At 72.7% G+C, this 15,852-nt stretch carries 18 protein-coding genes; 3 read left to right on the top strand and 15 right to left on the bottom strand.

All coding sequences use genetic code 11. The features are described from left to right. Positions 1 to 16: 16 nt before the first annotated feature. On the top strand, positions 17 to 697 hold the full coding sequence (locus DVA86_RS05225) for a lysophospholipid acyltransferase family protein (RefSeq protein ID WP_208876171.1): 681 nt from the start codon (positions 17 to 19) through the stop codon (positions 695 to 697). A gap of 26 nt (positions 698 to 723) precedes the next feature. Here DVA86_RS05225 and DVA86_RS05230 read toward each other — a convergent pair whose 3' ends face one another. From DVA86_RS05230 to DVA86_RS05270, 9 genes are all read right to left on the bottom strand, one after another. Continuing rightward, the gene (locus DVA86_RS05230; RefSeq protein ID WP_208876172.1) at positions 724 to 918 is read right to left on the bottom strand and encodes a hypothetical protein; all 195 of its coding nucleotides are present in this window, start codon (positions 916 to 918) and stop codon (positions 724 to 726) included. 92 nt (positions 919 to 1,010) lie between these two features. Continuing rightward, a complete protein-coding gene (locus tag DVA86_RS05235; RefSeq protein WP_208876173.1) occupies positions 1,011 to 1,274 on the bottom strand; it encodes a DUF4235 domain-containing protein in 264 nt (87 codons plus the stop codon). A gap of 5 nt (positions 1,275 to 1,279) precedes the next feature. Further along, the gene (locus DVA86_RS35915; protein WP_208876175.1) at positions 1,280 to 2,056 is read right to left on the bottom strand and encodes a DUF3618 domain-containing protein; all 777 of its coding nucleotides are present in this window, start codon (positions 2,054 to 2,056) and stop codon (positions 1,280 to 1,282) included. Beyond that, positions 2,053 to 2,457: a phage holin family protein gene (locus DVA86_RS05245; protein WP_208884405.1), complete on the bottom strand. Its 405-nt coding sequence runs from the start codon at positions 2,455 to 2,457 to the stop codon at positions 2,053 to 2,055. The genes DVA86_RS35915 and DVA86_RS05245 overlap by 4 nt, the downstream gene beginning before the upstream one ends. Before the next feature lie 125 nt (positions 2,458 to 2,582). After that, positions 2,583 to 4,190 carry an MFS transporter gene (locus DVA86_RS05250; RefSeq protein ID WP_208876176.1) on the bottom strand — a complete coding sequence of 536 codons (1,608 nt, stop codon included), beginning with the start codon at positions 4,188 to 4,190 and terminating at the stop codon, positions 2,583 to 2,585. After that, the gene (locus DVA86_RS05255) at positions 4,187 to 4,735 is read right to left on the bottom strand and encodes a TetR/AcrR family transcriptional regulator (RefSeq protein WP_208876177.1); all 549 of its coding nucleotides are present in this window, start codon (positions 4,733 to 4,735) and stop codon (positions 4,187 to 4,189) included. Before DVA86_RS05255 ends, DVA86_RS05250 begins: the two co-directional genes overlap by 4 nt. An 86-nt stretch (positions 4,736 to 4,821) precedes the next feature. Next, the gene (gene argH, locus DVA86_RS05260) at positions 4,822 to 6,309 is read right to left on the bottom strand and encodes an argininosuccinate lyase (RefSeq protein WP_245996349.1); all 1,488 of its coding nucleotides are present in this window, start codon (positions 6,307 to 6,309) and stop codon (positions 4,822 to 4,824) included. A 101-nt stretch (positions 6,310 to 6,410) separates the two neighbouring features. Beyond that, positions 6,411 to 7,607 carry an argininosuccinate synthase gene (locus tag DVA86_RS05265; protein ID WP_208876179.1) on the bottom strand — a complete coding sequence of 399 codons (1,197 nt, stop codon included), beginning with the start codon at positions 7,605 to 7,607 and terminating at the stop codon, positions 6,411 to 6,413. A 211-nt stretch (positions 7,608 to 7,818) separates the two neighbouring features. Beyond that, a complete protein-coding gene (locus DVA86_RS05270) occupies positions 7,819 to 8,241 on the bottom strand; it encodes a DUF488 domain-containing protein (RefSeq protein ID WP_208876181.1) in 423 nt (140 codons plus the stop codon). 92 nt (positions 8,242 to 8,333) lie between these two features. Here DVA86_RS05270 and DVA86_RS05275 point away from each other — a divergent pair, with 92 nt between their 5' ends. Next, positions 8,334 to 9,221: an SCO6745 family protein gene (locus tag DVA86_RS05275; protein ID WP_208876183.1), complete on the top strand. Its 888-nt coding sequence runs from the start codon at positions 8,334 to 8,336 to the stop codon at positions 9,219 to 9,221. A 148-nt stretch (positions 9,222 to 9,369) separates the two neighbouring features. On the opposite strand, the gene DVA86_RS05280 is transcribed toward DVA86_RS05275, so the two are convergent. The 6 genes from DVA86_RS05280 to DVA86_RS05305 all read right to left on the bottom strand — a co-directional run bounded on the left by DVA86_RS05280 (position 9,370) and on the right by DVA86_RS05305 (position 14,578). Further along, entirely contained in the window at positions 9,370 to 9,897 is a 528-nt protein-coding gene (locus DVA86_RS05280; RefSeq protein ID WP_208876185.1) for an arginine repressor, read from the bottom strand. Between the two features lie 16 nt (positions 9,898 to 9,913). Beyond that, the gene (locus DVA86_RS05285) at positions 9,914 to 11,119 is read right to left on the bottom strand and encodes an acetylornithine transaminase (RefSeq protein WP_208876186.1); all 1,206 of its coding nucleotides are present in this window, start codon (positions 11,117 to 11,119) and stop codon (positions 9,914 to 9,916) included. Further along, a complete protein-coding gene (argB, locus tag DVA86_RS05290) occupies positions 11,116 to 12,111 on the bottom strand; it encodes an acetylglutamate kinase (protein WP_208876187.1) in 996 nt (331 codons plus the stop codon). The genes DVA86_RS05285 and argB overlap by 4 nt, the downstream gene beginning before the upstream one ends. Further along, on the bottom strand, positions 12,108 to 13,259 hold the full coding sequence (gene argJ / locus DVA86_RS05295) for a bifunctional glutamate N-acetyltransferase/amino-acid acetyltransferase ArgJ (protein WP_208876189.1): 1,152 nt from the start codon (positions 13,257 to 13,259) through the stop codon (positions 12,108 to 12,110). The genes argB and argJ overlap by 4 nt, the downstream gene beginning before the upstream one ends. Beyond that, positions 13,256 to 14,284 (bottom strand): N-acetyl-gamma-glutamyl-phosphate reductase, encoded by a 1,029-nt coding sequence (gene argC, locus DVA86_RS05300; protein WP_208876190.1) that lies wholly within the window; start codon positions 14,282 to 14,284, stop codon positions 13,256 to 13,258. The genes argJ and argC overlap by 4 nt, the downstream gene beginning before the upstream one ends. 135 nt (positions 14,285 to 14,419) lie before the next feature. After that, complete coding sequence (locus tag DVA86_RS05305; protein WP_245997836.1) at positions 14,420 to 14,578, bottom strand: hypothetical protein; 159 nt, start codon at positions 14,576 to 14,578, stop codon at positions 14,420 to 14,422. Between DVA86_RS05305 and DVA86_RS05310 the strand changes: the two genes are divergently transcribed. After that, positions 14,559 to 15,623: an aldo/keto reductase gene (locus tag DVA86_RS05310; protein WP_208884407.1), complete on the top strand. Its 1,065-nt coding sequence runs from the start codon at positions 14,559 to 14,561 to the stop codon at positions 15,621 to 15,623. The genes DVA86_RS05305 and DVA86_RS05310 overlap by 20 nt on opposite strands. The last annotated feature ends 229 nt before the right edge of the window (positions 15,624 to 15,852 follow it).

The following is a 15,852-nucleotide window of genomic DNA, read 5'->3' on the forward strand; positions in this document are numbered from 1 at the left end:
ACCGACGGAGGGCCAGTTGTCCCGTTTCCTGTTGATCAAGGCACTGCTCGGCTCGCTGCTGCGCGTGCTGTTCCGCCCGCGGGTCGAAGGCGCGGAACGCATTCCGGGCAGCGGCCCGGTGATCCTCGCGGGGAACCACCTCACGTTCATCGACTCGATGATCCTCCCGCTGGTCAGCAAGCGTCAGGTGTTCTTCATCGGCAAGGACGAGTACGTCACCGGCAAGGGCCTGAAGGGCCGTCTGATGGCGTGGTTCTTCACAGGCGTCGGCATGATCCCGGTGGACCGGGACGGCGGTCGCGGCGGCGTGGCCGCGCTGATGACCGGCCGCCGCGTGCTGGAGGAGGGCAAGGTCTTCGGCATCTACCCCGAGGGCACCCGCTCCCCCGACGGACGGCTGTACCGCGGCCGTACGGGCATCGCGCGGCTCGCCCTGATGACGGGCGCACCCGTGGTGCCGTTCGCGATGATCGGCACCGACGAGGTGCAGCCCGGCGGCAAGGGCCTCCCGCGCTTCGGCCGCAGCCACCGCATCGCGGTCCGCTTCGGCGAGCCGCTGGACTTCTCGCGCTACGACGGCATGGACCGCGACCGGTACGTGCTGCGCGCGGTGACGGACGAGGTCATGAGCGAGGTCATGCGGCTGTCCGGGCAGGAGTACGTCGACATGTACGCCACCAAGGCGAAGGCGGCGTAAGGCCGTACGCCGTACGGGCAGCCGGGTCAGCGGGGGCCCAGCTGCTCCCGCTGCTCGGTCATCCGCAGGCCCGTGCCCTTGATCTCTGACGTCTCCGCCGCGCCCAGCATGCGGTACCCATCCGCGTACGAGACGCCGCCCTCGCAGCGGCCGACCTTGGCGAGGAACGGGTAGGCAGGGCCGAGCGCCCCAGGGCTGACCGAGGGGTACGGGCCCGGCACGCGTTGAGCCGACACGCGCGGGACCGGCGTACGGCTCGCTCGTACGGCCCGCGGCTACGGGCCCCGCCGTACGCCGGTCCCCGACGCGCCCGTCAGGCCGGCCAGTTGCCGGTCACGCGGCGTATGCCCGCGGCGCCGCCGCGGCTCATCGCCGCCTTGACGACGGCCGTCACCGCGCCCTGTGCCGCCGCGGCCGCCAGGATCTCGCGCATCCTGCGGTCCTCGTCGGTGGCGCTGGGGGCAGTGTCGGGGCCGGCCGGGACGGCCTTCCACGCCTTCCGGAACAGGGCGCCGGCGAGGATGCCGCTCACCAGACTGACCACGGTGCTGAAGATCTTGTACACGCGTGCGCCCATGGCGGTCACCGCCTTCCGGCGGGCCGTACGGCCCGCGCAGCGGGCCCGGTCCGCGCCTTCGCCTGCGCCTTCACGGCCTTCATGTGCGCCTTCACCTGCGGCTTGGCGGCTTTCGCGTGGGTCTTGGCCTGCATCCGGGCCGACCTGGTGGACCTTGCGTGCGGCCTGGCGGCCTTCGCGTGCGCCTTCGCCTGCGCCCTGGCGGCCCGCCCCTGCGCCCTGGCAGCCTGCGCCTGGGCCCGGGACGCCGCGCGCCGCACGGGCCGCGCGACCCGGTCGCCGACCGTACGGGGGTCCATGGCCGCGGACTTGGCCGTGCCCCGCCGCCGGCGTGCCAGCAGGACGGCCACCACGGCGGCGGCTCCCACCGCCACAATGCCGCCCAGCTTCCCGGCTCGGCCGCCCGTACGGGCCGCGGCGCCGCCCTCTTCGTCCGTGCCCGCCTGGTCCGCGCGTTCGGCCCCGGTGCCGGCACCGGCCGCGCCGCCGGGCCCGCCCGTACCGCTCGGGCCGCCGTCCGGGCCGTGCCCGTTGGGCCCGCCGTGGCCGGCGTGACGGCCCGCCGGCATGGCCTTCAGCGTGCCGTGCCGGCCGCCGTTGCGGCCGCCGCGTGCCCGCTCCTTCATACGGGCCGCCTTCTGCTTCGCGGCGGCCTTCACGTCCGCCTTGCGCGCCAACTCCGACACGGTGTCGGCCAGTTCCTCGCGTGCGTGCTCCACCTCGGCCCGCAGCTCCTGCGGGCTGCCGGCGTGGCCGCCGCTCGCACGGGCTTCGCGCGTCATCGGTGCGCCCCTTCCCTGATCGCCTGGACGTCCGCCTTCACGCTGCCGATGGTCTGTTTCGGCGCGGGAGGAGTGGCCTGCTTGAACTCCTTCTTGCCGATCAGCGCCAGTACGCCCGCGATCAGCAGCAGCGCGCCGAACACGATCAGCGCGGACGCCCAGACCGGGAGCGCCAGGGCGAGGGCCGCGATCGCGGCTGCCACCAGCGCCTGGAGCGCCAGGAAGCCGGCCAGCCCGGCGCCGCCGAACATTCCGGCGCCCAGCCCGGCCCGTTTGCCCTTCTCCTTCATCTCGGCCTGCGCGAGCCGCATCTCGCTGCGTACGACCTCCGAGAGCTGTTCGGACGCCCGCGTCACCAGCTCTCCGACCGAGTGGTCCCGGGTGTCCCCGCGGTCCGGCATGCGGTCCTGAGTACGGTCCGGGGTGCCGCGGTCCTGTGTCTGTGCCGCCGCGCGGCTCTCTGTTCCGATCATTCGGGATCGCCTCTCTTCCCGTCGGTGCCGCCGGGTTCCCCCGTCCGGGCCGGTTATTCGCCCGTACCGGAAGCGGCTGCACCGGCGGCCTCGGCGCCCGCGCCGCCGACCGCCTCCTCGCCGGGGCCGTCCGCCAGCCGCTGCCCGCGCAGCAGCCGCCAGGACAGCGCCGCCGCGGTCAGCAGCACCACCGCACCCACGGCCGCCCCCGCCCGCAGCCCCTCGGTGAACGTCTCCCGCGCCGCTGTCATCAGCGCCTCCCCCGACGCGCCCGGCACGCCGTGCGCCGCCTCCACCGCGCCGCCCAGCGACTCGCGGGCCGCGGCGGCCGCGCTCTCCGGGACGCCCTCCGGGGTGGCGAAGTCCCGGTAGTAGCCGGTGACCACGGAGCCGAGCAGCGCGATGCCGAGCGCCGCGCCCAGCTCGTACGCCGTCTCGGACACCGCCGAGGCGGCGCCCGCCTGCTCCTTCGGCACGCTGGAGAGGATCACGTCGGCCGTCACCGTGAACGACAGCCCGGCGCCGATGCCCAGGACCAGCAGCAGCGTGCCGAGCAGCCAGTAGCCCGTCGACACGTGCAGCAGCACGCACCCGGCGAGCGCCAGGCCGACCGCCGCCAGACCGCCCGAGACGGCGCCGCGCACCGACGTACGGCGGGCCACCGTGCCCGCCGCCAGGCCCGCGACGACGGCGCCCAGCGCGGCGGGCAGTTCGGCCAGCCCGGCCTGGAACGGCGTACGCAGCTGCACCATCTGCAGGAACTGCGAGAGGAAGAAGATCAGCCCGGACAGCCCGAGGATCGTGAGCAGGTCGGCGAGTACGGCGCCGGAGAACCCGCGGTGCCGGAACAGCCGCATGTCCAGCAGCGGCGACGGCAGCCGCAGCTGCCGCCGTACGAAGACGGTGAGCGCCGCCGTACCGAGCACGCCCGCCCCGGCCACGTCCGCGCTCAGCCCGTGTACGGACGCCTCCTTGATCGCGTATACGGCGGCGACGATCCCGGCCATGGACAGCACGACGCTCGGCAGGTCCCACGGGCCCGGCCGCGGATTCCTCGACTCCGGCAGCAGTTTGGCGCCGACGACGACCAGGACCGCCATGACGGGCAGGTTGATGAGGAAGACGGAGCCCCACCAGAAGTGCTCCAGCAGCAGCCCTCCGACCACCGGCCCGACGGCGGCGCCGGCCGAGGCCATGGCGCCCCAGATGCCGACGGCGACGCTGCGCTCGCGGGGGTCCGGGAACAGGTTCCGGATGAGCGCGAGCGTGGACGGCATCAGGGTCGCGCCCGCGACGCCCAGCAGCGCACGCCACACGATCATGGTCTCGGCGCTGTGCGCGTACGCGGTCAGCGCCGAGACCGCGCCGAACGCGACCGAGCCCGTCAGCAGCAGCTTCTTGCGCCCGATCCGGTCGCCGAGCGAGCCCATCGAGACGAGCAGTCCCGCGATGACGAACGAGTAGACGTCGCCGATCCACAGCAGCTCCGTGCCGGACGGCCGCAGGTCCTCGCTGAGGTACGGCGTCGCCAGGCCCAGGACGGTGGCGTCGACGCCGACCAGCAGCACCGCCAGCACCAGCACGGACAGCGCGAGCCAGCGCTGCCGTGCGGACAGCGCGGGGGCGGGCGCCGGGCCCGCGCCCGCGGTCTTCCGGGTCATTCCGTCCTCCGCAGGGCGCCGCCCAGCAGCAGTTCGGCGGTCATACGGCGGGAGTCGCGCGCCGCGATCCTGCCCTCCTGCACGGCCCAGGCGGACGCCGTGACCAGAGCGTAGAGGGCGTCGGTCAGCCATGCCGAGGTCAGGTCGAGCCGGAAGACGCCCTGCTCCTGGCCCCGCCGGAACAGCGCGTCGATACGGGCGTCGATGCGCTGCCAGCCCTCGTTCATCCCGCCGGGCTCGAACAACTGGTTCTCGGTGATCAGAAAGGCGAGGAACCCGGCGAGCGGCTCCGCCTCGGCGAGCACGCGGCGCAGCGCCTCCACCGGATCGCCCTCGTCCAGCCGCGCCGCGTCCAGCGCCTCGGACAGCTGACGCAGGCCGAGGTCCTCCAGCGACCGTACGAGCACGTCACGGCCGGCGAACTGCCGGTGCAGCGTGGCGCGGCTGATGCCCGCTGCCCGCGCGATCTCGTCCATGGAGGAGGTCGGCTTGCGGGTCAGCTGGCCGGCGGCGGCACGCAGGACGGCCTCGGGTTCGACACTCATGAGACGAGAGCACCACATGTGAGACACGAGTGTCTCACATGGAGCCTCAACGTCTCAGTGCTTGCCTTCGGGGCGCACCCGTACGGTCATCGCGTCGCGGCCTCCGCCCACTCCCGCTGCCGCGCCAGATCCGCCGTGACCTCGGCGAGCTGTACGGCGACGGCGGACGGCGCGGTGCCGCCGCGGCCGTCCCGTGCGGCCAGGGCGCCGGGCACGTTCAGCACGGTGCGCACCTCGGGCGTGAGGTGCGACGAGATCTTCGCGAACTGCTCGTCCGTGAGCTCGTCCAGCTCGATGCCAGCCGCCTCGCAGACCTTCACGCACTCCCCCGCGACCTCGTGCGCGTCGCGGAACGGCACGCCCCGCTTCACCAGCCACTCGGCGACGTCCGTGGCGAGCGAGAAACCGGCCGGCGCCAGCTCCGCCATGCGCTCCCGGTTGACGGTCAGCGTGGCCATCATGCCGGTGAACGCGGGCAGCAGGATCTCGAGCTGGTCGCACGAGTCGAAGACCGGCTCCTTGTCCTCCTGGAGGTCGCGGTTGTACGCGAGCGGGAGGGCCTTGAGGGTCGCGAGCAGGCCGGTGAGGTTGCCGATGAGCCGCCCGGACTTGCCGCGCGCCAGCTCGGCGATGTCCGGGTTCTTCTTCTGCGGCATGATCGACGAGCCGGTGGAGAACGCGTCGTGGAGGGTCACGAAGGAGAACTCCTTCGTGTTCCAGAGGATGACCTCCTCGGCGAGCTTAGACACGTCCACGCCGATCATCGCGGTGATGAACGCGAACTCCGCGACGAAGTCGCGCGACGCCGTCCCGTCGATGGAGTTGGCGGCGGAGCCCCGCTCGAAGCCCAGCTCGCGCGCGACCGCCTCCGGGTCCAGCCCCAGCGAGGAACCCGCCAGCGCCCCCGACCCGTACGGCGAGACGGCCGTACGCGCGTCCCACTGCCGCAGCCGTTCCGCGTCCCGCGACAGGGCCTGCGCGTGCGCGAGGACGTGGTGCGCGAACAGTACGGGCTGGGCGTGCTGGAGGTGTGTACGGCCCGGCATGGCCACGTCCGGGTGCGCGCGGGCGAGCCCGGCGAGCGCCTCCTGGAGGTCGGCGAGGAGCCCGCCGAGGATACGGGCGTGGTCCCGCAGGTACATCCGGAACAACGTCGCCACCTGGTCGTTGCGCGACCGGCCGGCGCGCAGCTTCCCGCCCAGGTCGGGGCCGAGGCGTTCCAGCAGGCCGCGCTCCAGCGCGGTGTGCACGTCCTCGTCGGCGACGGTGCCGGTGAACGAGCCGTCGGCGACGTCCGCCTCCAGCCGGTCCAGCCCGGCGAGCATCCGCTCCAGCTCGTCCGCCGTCAGCAGCCCGGCGGTGTGCAGCACGCGGGCGTGGGCACGGGAGCCGGCGATGTCGTACGGGGCCAGCCGCCAGTCGAAGTGCACGGAGGCGGACAGCCGTTCCAGCGCCTCGGAGGGCCCGTCGGCGAACCGGCCGCCCCAGAGGCGTACGTCGCCGCCCCCCTCGCCGGGTGCGGTGTCGCCCGCGGGGCCGGCGGGCGTGCCGTGCTCCTGTGGTCCGTTGCTCATCGCTGCGCTGCTCCTCGGTGGTGGCATGTCGTCGTACGGGTCGTCATACAGGTCGCCTCCCCGGCCACGCGGCACGGGGAGGCGTACGGGGCGGGCGCAGACTACTGCGCCAGGTCCCGCTTCGCGGCGATCTTGGACGACATGCCGAAGAGCTCGATGAAGCCCTTCGACATCGACTGGTCGAAGGTGTCGCCGCTGTCGTACGTCGCCAGGTTGAAGTCGTACAGCGAACGGTCGGACTTCCGGCCGGTGACGACTGCCCGGCCGCCGTGCAGGGTCATCCGGATGTCGCCGCTGACCTGCTCGTTCGCCTCGTTGATGAAGCCGTCCAGGGCGCGCTTGAGCGGCGAGAACCACAGGCCGTCGTAGACGAGTTCGGTCCACCGCTGCTCGACCTGCCGCTTGTAGCGGGCGAGTTCGCGCTCGACGGTGACGTTCTCCAGCTCCTGGTGCGCGGCGATCAGCGCGATGCCGCCGGGCGACTCGTAGATCTCCCGGGACTTGATGCCGACCAGCCGGTCCTCGACCATGTCGATCCGGCCGACGCCCTGCGCCCCGGCCCGCTCGTTGAGCTGCTGGATGGCCTGCAGCACGGTGACGGGCTTGCCGTCGATCGCGACGGGCGCGCCGTGCTCGAAGGTGATGACGACCTCGTCGGCGTCGCGCGGGGTGGCCGGGTTCTCGGTGTACTCGTAGACGTCCTCGATGGGCGCGTTCCAGATGTCCTCGAGGAAGCCGGTTTCGACGGCGCGGCCGAAGACGTTCTGGTCGATGGAGTACGGCGACTTCTTGGACGTCGCGATCGGCAGGCCCTTCTCCTCGCAGAAGGCGATGGCCTTGTCCCGGGTCATGGCGTAGTCACGGACCGGGGCGATGCACGTCAGGTCGGGCGCGAGGGACGCGATGCCGGCCTCGAACCGCACCTGGTCGTTGCCCTTGCCGGTGCAGCCGTGCGCGACGGTGCCGGCGCCGTGCTTGCGGGCGGCGGCGACGAGGTGCTTGACGATCGTCGGCCGGGAGAGTGCGGAGACCAGCGGGTACCGGTCCATGTAGAGGCCGTTGGCCTTGATCGCCGGGAGGCAGTACTCGTCGGCGAACTCCTCCTTCGCGTCCGCGACCTCCGCCTCGACCGCGCCGCAGGCCAGCGCACGCTTGCGGATGACATCCAGGTCCTCGCCGCCCTGGCCGACATCCACGGCGACGGCGACGACCTCGGCCCCGGTCTCCTCGGCGATCCAGCCGATGCAGACGGATGTGTCCAGACCGCCGGAGTAGGCGAGTACGACGCGCTCGGTCACGGGGTTCTCCTTCTGAAGCATGCGCTGATAGGTATAAGTATGCACTCGACTGTATGCTTCGTCAACCGCGCAGCATGGAAGCGTGCGGGGCGGCGGACGCAGGGGCGCGCGGAGCGGCGCGCAGGGGACGTACGGGGCGCGGGCGCGCGAGACCGTACGGGCGCGGGCCTACGGGGTGGAGCGCGGGCGCGCGAGCGGGCAGACCGGAGCGTCAGCCTTCGTGCGCGAGGACGTCCGCGAGGATCGCCGCATGGCTGAGACCGATGTCCTTCGTGGCGGTCAGCAGCGTGAGCGGGCCGTCCTCGGCCAGCTCACGGAGCCGGTCGAGGGTCTCCCGCGGCTCCTCCCCGTCGAGTTCGGCGCGGTACCGCTCGGAGAACTCCTCGAAGCGTTCCGGATCGTGCCCGTACCAGCGGCGCAGCTCCGTCGAGGGCGCCGCACCCTTGAGCCACTCGTCCAGCCGGGCCCGGTCCTTCGCCATCCCCCGCGGCCAGACCCGGTCCACGAGGACGCGGGAGCCGTCGGCACCCTCGGGCTCGTCGTAGATCCGGCGCACGCGGACGTCGAGCGTCGACTGCCGTCCACCGGCCCCGCCGCCCCCGCCGCCACCCCGCTTGCTGTTCCGCTTGGCCATGGCTCCAGCGTGGACCGTGCGGCGGGCCGTCGCCAGTCGTCGCGACACTTTAATGTTGACGGCGTAAACATTGGACGGGTAGCGTCCCGTTCATGACGGATTTCCCGAGCCTCGCCCGCAGCACATGGCACCAGCTGGAGCCCGTACACGCCTCCGTCTACTTCTCCCCCGAAGCGACGGAGGAGGCCGCCGCTCTCGGCTACCCCGCCGACTCCCGCTGGCCGCGCTACTTCGCCCTGCGCTCCGCGCCCCTCGGCGCGGCAGGCCCGGAACTGGTGACCGCGGCGTACTACAGCTTCAGCCCGCGCGCCGTCCGCGCGTACGTGCCCGGCGTGTGGGACACCGCCTCCCCCGACGCCGTGCTGGACGCCAGGCTGCGCGCGGTGGACCGTACGCTGCGCGCGCTGCTCGGCCCCGGCGTCGACGACCCCGGGATCGCCGAGGCGGCGCGGCTGGCACGTACGGCCGCGGAGGCCGCCGACCTGCCGGGCCGTACCCTCGCCGCCGCCAACCGCGACCTGCCCTGGCCCGGCCCCGAGACCCCGCACCTCCAGCTCTGGCACGCCGCCACCGTGCTGCGCGAGCACCGCGGCGACGGGCACCTCGTCGCGCTGCGCGCCGCCGGGCTGGACGGCTGCGAATCGCTCGTCTCCTTCGCCGCGATCGGCGCGGCACCCGAGCCGAACTTCGCCACGCGCGGCTGGACCGACGAGGAATGGGGCGCGGCGCGTGAGCGGCTCACCGCACGCGGCTGGCTGGACGCGGAGGGCCGCGCGACGGCGCTCGGGCGGCAGCGCCGCGACGACATCGAACGGATGACGGACGAGCTCGCGGCGGAGCCGTACCGCGCACTGGGCGCGGACGGCTGCGCGCGGCTGGCGGAACTCAACGGGCCGGTGTTCGCGGCCGTCATCGGAGCGGGGATGCTGCCCACGCAGTCGACCCTGGGGATCCTCACCGTGCGGGCGCCGACGCGGTAGCCCTGGCGGGCGGCGCCTGTCGGTACCTACCGGTCCCGTCCGCCGGGCGCGGCGGTCACGGGGTGACGGCCACCGGGCCGCACTCGTAGGCGGTCCGAGCCGGAGCGTACGCGGCACAAGGCCGGTGGCCGCCGAGGTCAGCGCGTAACTACCGGGCCTTCTGGGCCAGTTGCAGCAGGTGTTCCGCCAGCGCCTGGCCCCCCGTCGGATCGCGGCTGATCAGCAGCAGCGTGTCGTCGCCCGCGATCGTGCCGATGATCTCCTCGACGCCCGCCTGGTCGATCGCCGACGCCAGGAACTGCGCGGCGCCCGGCGGCGTACGGAGCACGACCAGGTTGGCCGAGGCCTCCGCCGAGATCAGGAGTTCGCCGGACAGCCGTGCCATACGGGCCTCGCTCGCCGACTCGCCGAGCGGCGCCCGCGGCGTGCGGTCGCCGCCCTCGCCCGGGACGGCGTAGATCAGTTCACCGACCGCGTTGCGGATCTTGACCGCGCCGAGTTCGTCCAGGTCCCGGGAGAGGGTGGCTTGCGTGACGGTCAGCTCGTCGTCGGCGAGCAGCTTGGCCAGTTGGCTCTGGGAACGGACCGGCTGCCGGTTCAGGATGTCGACGATCCGCCGGTGCCGTGCCGTACGCGTCTGGGGCACGGCCTGTCCGCTGTGCTGCTCCTCGCTCATCGTCCGTTTCCTCTTATTAGGTTCGTCGGGCTCCGCCGGCCGCGTCCAGTACGGCGGGGAGCGCCGCGGTGAGCGCGTCCGCCTCGGCCTCGCCGAGGATGAGCGGTGGGGCGAGCCGGATGACGTCCGGGGCGACCGCGTTCACCAGGAAACCCGCGTCCTGAGCAGCCTGTTGCACGCTGGGTGCGACGGACTCGGTGAGAACGATACCGAGCAGCAGGCCCGAACCGCGGACGTGTTCGATCATTGGGTGTTCCAGCGCCGCGATGGAGTCGCGGAGCCGGGCGCCGATCCGTTTGACGTTGGCCAGGATGCCCTCGGCCTCGATGGTGTCCAGCACCGCGAGCGCGGCGGCGCACGCGACGGGGTTGCCGCCGAACGTGGAGCCGTGCTGGCCGGGCGTCAGCAGGTCGGCCGCGGGTCCGAAGGCGAGGGTCGCGCCGATGGGCAGGCCACCGCCGAGGCCCTTGGCGAGGGTGAGCACGTCGGGTTCGACGCCCTGCGCCTGGCACTCGGACCAGTGCCCGGTCCGGCCGATGCCCGTCTGCACCTCGTCCACCACGAGCAGCGTCCCGGTGGCGCGGGTGATCTCGCGTGCCGCGGCGAGATAACCCTCCGGCGGTACGACTACGCCCGCCTCGCCCTGCACGGGCTCGACGATCAGCAGCGCCGTCTCCTCCGTGACGGCCGCGCGCAGGGCTGCCACGTCTCCGTACGGGACGTGGCTGACGTCGCCGGGCAGCGGCAGGAACGGCTCCTGCTTCGCCGGCTGCCCGGTGAGCGCGAGCGCGCCCATGGTGCGGCCGTGGAAGCCGCCCTGGGTGGCGACCATGTGCGTACGGCCGGTGCGCCGCCCGATCTTGAACGCGGCCTCGACCGCCTCGGCGCCCGAGTTGGAGAAGTAGACGCGTCCGGGCCGGCCCGTGCCGGTCACCTCGAGGAGCTTCTCGGCGAGCGCGACGGGCGGCTCGGCGATGAAGAGGTTCGAGACGTGGCCGAGCATGGCGACCTGGTCGGAGACCGCCCGTACGACCGCGGGGTGCGCGGTGCCCAGCGAGTTGACGGCGATGCCGCCGACGAAGTCGAGGTACTCCCTGCCGTCCGCGTCCCACACCCTGGCGCCCTCGCCGTGGGTGAGGGGGACGCGCGGGGTGCCGTAGTTGTCCATCAGGGCGCCCTGCCAGCGCCGGGTGAGCTCCTGGTTGCCGTCGCCCCTGCTCATGCGGTGCGCGCCCCCTCTTGCGGTGCGGTCTCTTGCGGTGCGGTCTCTTGCGGTGCGGTCTCTTGCGGTGCGGTCTCTTGCGGTGCGGTGGCGGCGTCGTGCCCCGCGGTGTCCGGCACGACCATCGTGCCGATGCCCTCGTCGGTGAAGATCTCCAGCAGGATCGAGTGCGGCACGCGGCCGTCCAGCACCCGTGCCGTGCGTACGCCGCCCCGTACCGCGTGCAGGCAGCCCTCCATCTTCGGGACCATCCCGCTGGCCAGGTCGGGCAGCAGCTTCTCCAGCTCGCTCGCGGTGAGTTCGCTGATGACGTCGTCGCTGTTCGGCCAGTCCGCGTACAGGCCCTCGACGTCGGTCAGGACCATCAGCGTCTCGGCGCCGAGCGCGGCGGCCAGCGCGGCGGCGGCGGTGTCGGCGTTGATGTTGTAGACGTGGTCGTCGTCCGTGCTGCGGGCGATGGAGGAGACGACCGGGATACGGCCGTTGTCGAGCAGCGCCTCGATGGCGCCCGCGTCGATGCCGGTGATGTCGCCGACGCGGCCGAGGTCGACCCGTTCGCCGTCGATGTCGGCGTACCGCTTCGTGGCCGTCATGGTGTGCGCGTCCTCGCCGGTCATGCCGACGGCGAACGGACCGTGCTGGTTCAGCAGCCCGACCAGCTCGCGCTGCACCTGGCCGGCCAGCACCATCCGTACGACCGACATCGTCTCCAGCGAGGTGACCCGCAGCCCGGCCTTGAACTCCGACTCCAGCCCGAGCCGGTCCAGTTGGGCGCTGATCTGCGGGCCGCCGCCGTGTACGACGACGGGGCGCAGCCCGGCGTGCCGGAGGAACACGACGTCCTGCGCGAACGCCGCCTTCAGCTCCTCGTCCACCATGGCGTTGCCGCCGAACTTGATGACGACCGTCTTCCCGTGGTGCCGGGTCAGCCAGGGCAGCGCCTCGATGAGCGTCTGCGCCTTGGGCAGCGCGGTGTGCTTGCGGGTGCTCATGACGAGTACGCGCTGTTCTCGTGGACGTAGTCGGCGGTGAGGTCGTTGGTCCAGATGACCGCCGACTCGCTGCCCGCCGCCAGGTCGGCGGTGACGGTGACCTCGCGGAAGCGCATGTCGACCAGGTCGCGGTCGTCGCCGACGGAGCCGTTCCGGCACACCCACACGCCGTTGATCGCGACGTTCAGCCGGTCGGGTTCGAAGACGGCGGAGGTGGTGCCGATGGCGGAGAGCACGCGGCCCCAGTTCGGGTCCTCGCCGTGGATGGCGCACTTGAGGAGGTTGTTGCGGGCGATGGAACGGCCGACCTCCACCGCGTCGTCCTCGCTCGCCGCGCCCGTCACCTCGATCCTGATGTCCTTGCTCGCGCCCTCCGCGTCCCCGATCAGCTGCCGCGCCAGATCGGCGCAGACCTCCCGTACGGCCTCCGCGAACTCCTCGTAGCCGGGCGTCGCACCGGAGGCGGCGGAGGAGAGCAGCAGCACCGTGTCGTTGGTGGACATGCAGCCGTCGGAGTCGGCGCGGTCGAAGGTCGTACGGGTCGCCGCGCGCAGCGCCTCGTCCAGCTCCGGGGCGCCGATGTCGGCGTCCGTGGTGAGCACGGCCAGCATGGTCGCCAGCCCCGGCGCGAGCATGCCCGCGCCCTTGGCCATCCCGCCGACGGTCCAGCCGTCCCGCTCGGCGACGGCGGTCTTGTGCACGCTGTCGGTGGTCTTGATGGCGATGGCGGCCTTCTCACCGCCGTACGGGGACAGCTCGCCCGCCGCCGTGCCGATGCCCGCCAGCAGCGCGTCCATGGGCAGCCGGAGCCCGATCAGCCCGGTGGACGCGACCGCGACCTCGGCCGCGCTGTGGCCCAGCACCTCGGCGGCGCGCTCGGCGGTGGCGTGGGTGTCCTGGAACCCGGCGGGGCCGGTGCACGCGTTGGCGCCGCCCGAGTTGAGGACGACGCAGGACACCTGGCCGCCCTTGACCACCTGCTCCGACCAGACCACGGGGGCGGCCTTCACCCGGTTCGAGGTGAACACTCCGGCGGCGGCGCGACCCGGGCCCTGGTTGACGACCAGGGCGAGGTCCGGCCCGCCGCTCTCCTTGATCCCGGCGGCGATGCCCGCGGCCGTGAACCCCTTTGCCGCTGTCACGCTCACGGTGCGACTCCGATCGTGGAAAGTCCCAGCTCCTCGGGGAGTCCGAGGGCGATGTTCATGCTCTGCACCGCGCCGCCGGCGGTGCCCTTGGTGAGGTTGTCGACGGCCGCGACGACGACGATGCGGGCGGCAGCCTCGTCGTACGCGACCTGGAGCAGCACCTGGTTCGAGCCGTACACGGCGGCCGTGGCCGGCCACTGCCCCTCGGGCAGCAGGCTGACGAACGGCTCGTCCTGGAACGCCTTCTCGTACGCCGCCCGTACGGCCTCCCCCGTCACGCCCGTACGCGCGCGTGCCGTGCACGTGGCGAGGATGCCGCGGGGCATCGGGGCGAGCGTCGGCGTGAACGAGACCGTCACCGGCTCGCCCGCCACTCCCGACAGGTTCTGGACGATCTCGGGGGTGTGCCGGTGGGTGCCGCCGACGCCGTACGGGCTCATGGAGCCCATCACCTCGCTGCCGAGCAGATGCGGCTTGAGCGACTTGCCCGCCCCGGACGTGCCGGACGCGGCGACGATCACGGCTTCGGGCTCGGCGAGCGCCGCGGCGTACGCGGGGAACAGCGCGAGCGAGACGGCCGTCGGGTAGCAGCCGGGCACGGCGATGCGCCGGGCACCCTGCAACGCGCTGCGGGCGCCGGGGAGTTCGGGCAGCCCGTACGGCCAGCTGCCGGCGTACGGGGTGTCGTAGAACCGTTCCCAGGCGGCGGCGTCCGTGAGGCGGAAGTCGGCGCCACAGTCGACGACGAGCACGTCGTCGCCGAGCTCCTCGGCGACGGCGGCGGACTGGCCGTGCGGGAGCGCGAGGAAGACCACGTCGTGCCCGCGCAGGGCCGCGGCCGTCGTCTCCTCGAGCACGCGCCCGGCCAGCGGCGCGAGGTGCGGCTGGAGGGTGCCCAGGCGTCGTCCCGCGTTGGTGTTGCCGGTCAGGGTGCCGATCTCGATCTCCGGGTGCCCGGCCAGCAGCCGCAGGATCTCGCCTCCCGCATAACCACTGGCCCCCGCCACCGCTGCGCGCACTGCCATCGCGTCCTCTCCTAGGCGATAGCATGACTATACGCAGTAATGCAGTTCTATGCAAAGAGTTCCCGGTCAGGGCCGCTCACGGCGGGTGCCCGCGCCGCTACGCGTACGTCGCTCAGCCGTCGTCGGTGCCCGGCGTCACCCTGCGAACAGGCCGTCCAGCGCGGACTGGCTCTCCACGTCCGCGGCGCGGTGGATCACCAGCAGCTGGTCCGGGTCCTGGAGCGGCGTGAGCGTTTCGAAATGCACCGCGATCAGACCGGCGTCGGGATGCCGCATCCCCTTGCGTCTCGACACCTACCGACTGCTGGGCCGTTCCGGGCTGCGGGTCTCACCGCTGGCGCTGGGCACGGCGACGTTCGGCACCGAGTGGGGCTGGGGCGCCGAACGGGACGAAGCGCGCAAGCTGTTCGACCTTTACGTCGAGCGCGGCGGCAATTTCATCGACACCGCCGTCACCTACACCAACGGCAGCTCCGAGCGCCTGCTGGGCGAATTCGCCCGCGACAACCGCGAAAGCCTGGTGCTGGCGACGAAGTACACGACGCTGCGCCGCCCCGGCGATCCGAATTCCGGCGGCCCGCACCGCAAGAGCCTTTTCGCTTCCGTGGAAGCCAGCCTGCGGCAGCTGAACACGGACTACATCGACCTGCTCTACCTGCACGTGTGGGACTCCACGACGCCGGTCGAGGAGATCCTGCGCGGCATGGACGATCTGGTCCGGCAGGGCAAGGTCCTGTACGTGGCGATCTCCAACGGGCCGGCCTGGCAGGTGGCGCGTATGCAGGCGACCGCCGACCTGCGCGGCTGGTCGCCGCTGGTCGCGCTCCAGATCGAGTACAACCTGATCGAACGCACCGGGGAACGTGAACTCATCCCCATGGCACGCGAGATGGGCCTGGGCGTCGTCCCGTGGTCACCGCTGGCCGGCGGAGCGCTCACCGGCAAGTACAGCCGCGACGACCTGACCGCGCCGGACGGCGCGTTCGGCGACGGCACCCGCAGGAGTCTGAACCTCGCCCAGGGCGCGCTCACCGAACGCAACTTCGCCATCGTGGACGTTGTACGGGAGGTCGCCGCCGAGCTGGGCCGTACGCCAGCCCAGGTCGGGCTGGCCTGGACCCTGCAGAACCCGGGCGTGACGGCACCGGTCATCGGCGCCCGCACCCCCGCGCAGTTGGAGGACAACCTGGGCGCACTGGAGGTCGATTTCACCGCCTCCCAGCTGGCCCGCCTCGACGGGGCCTCCGCGGTCGAACTCGGCTTCCCGCAAGACCTGCTCACCCGCGAGACGACCCGCCAACCGACCCGCGGCGACCTGAGGATCGAAGCCCGGCGCTAACGCCCGCCACCGCGACGTCCTGACCGCCGAACGCAAGAAACGCGCCCGCATCCGAAGCGAGAAGGGCATCCGTTGGGGCGGACGCCCCCTCAACACCGCAGCCTGACCAACCGCGAACTCACTCAGCCACAGCGCATACCGGTCCGCTCGTGGCCAAGCGCGGACGACCGGAGCGTTGTGAAGACGATCTCGGCTGGGCAGACCCGGAGCCCCGAACGGGGCCGGTTCA

Origin of the sequence: Streptomyces armeniacus (assembly GCF_003355155.1) — a bacterium.
Lineage (GTDB): Bacteria > Actinomycetota > Actinomycetes > Streptomycetales > Streptomycetaceae > Streptomyces > Streptomyces armeniacus.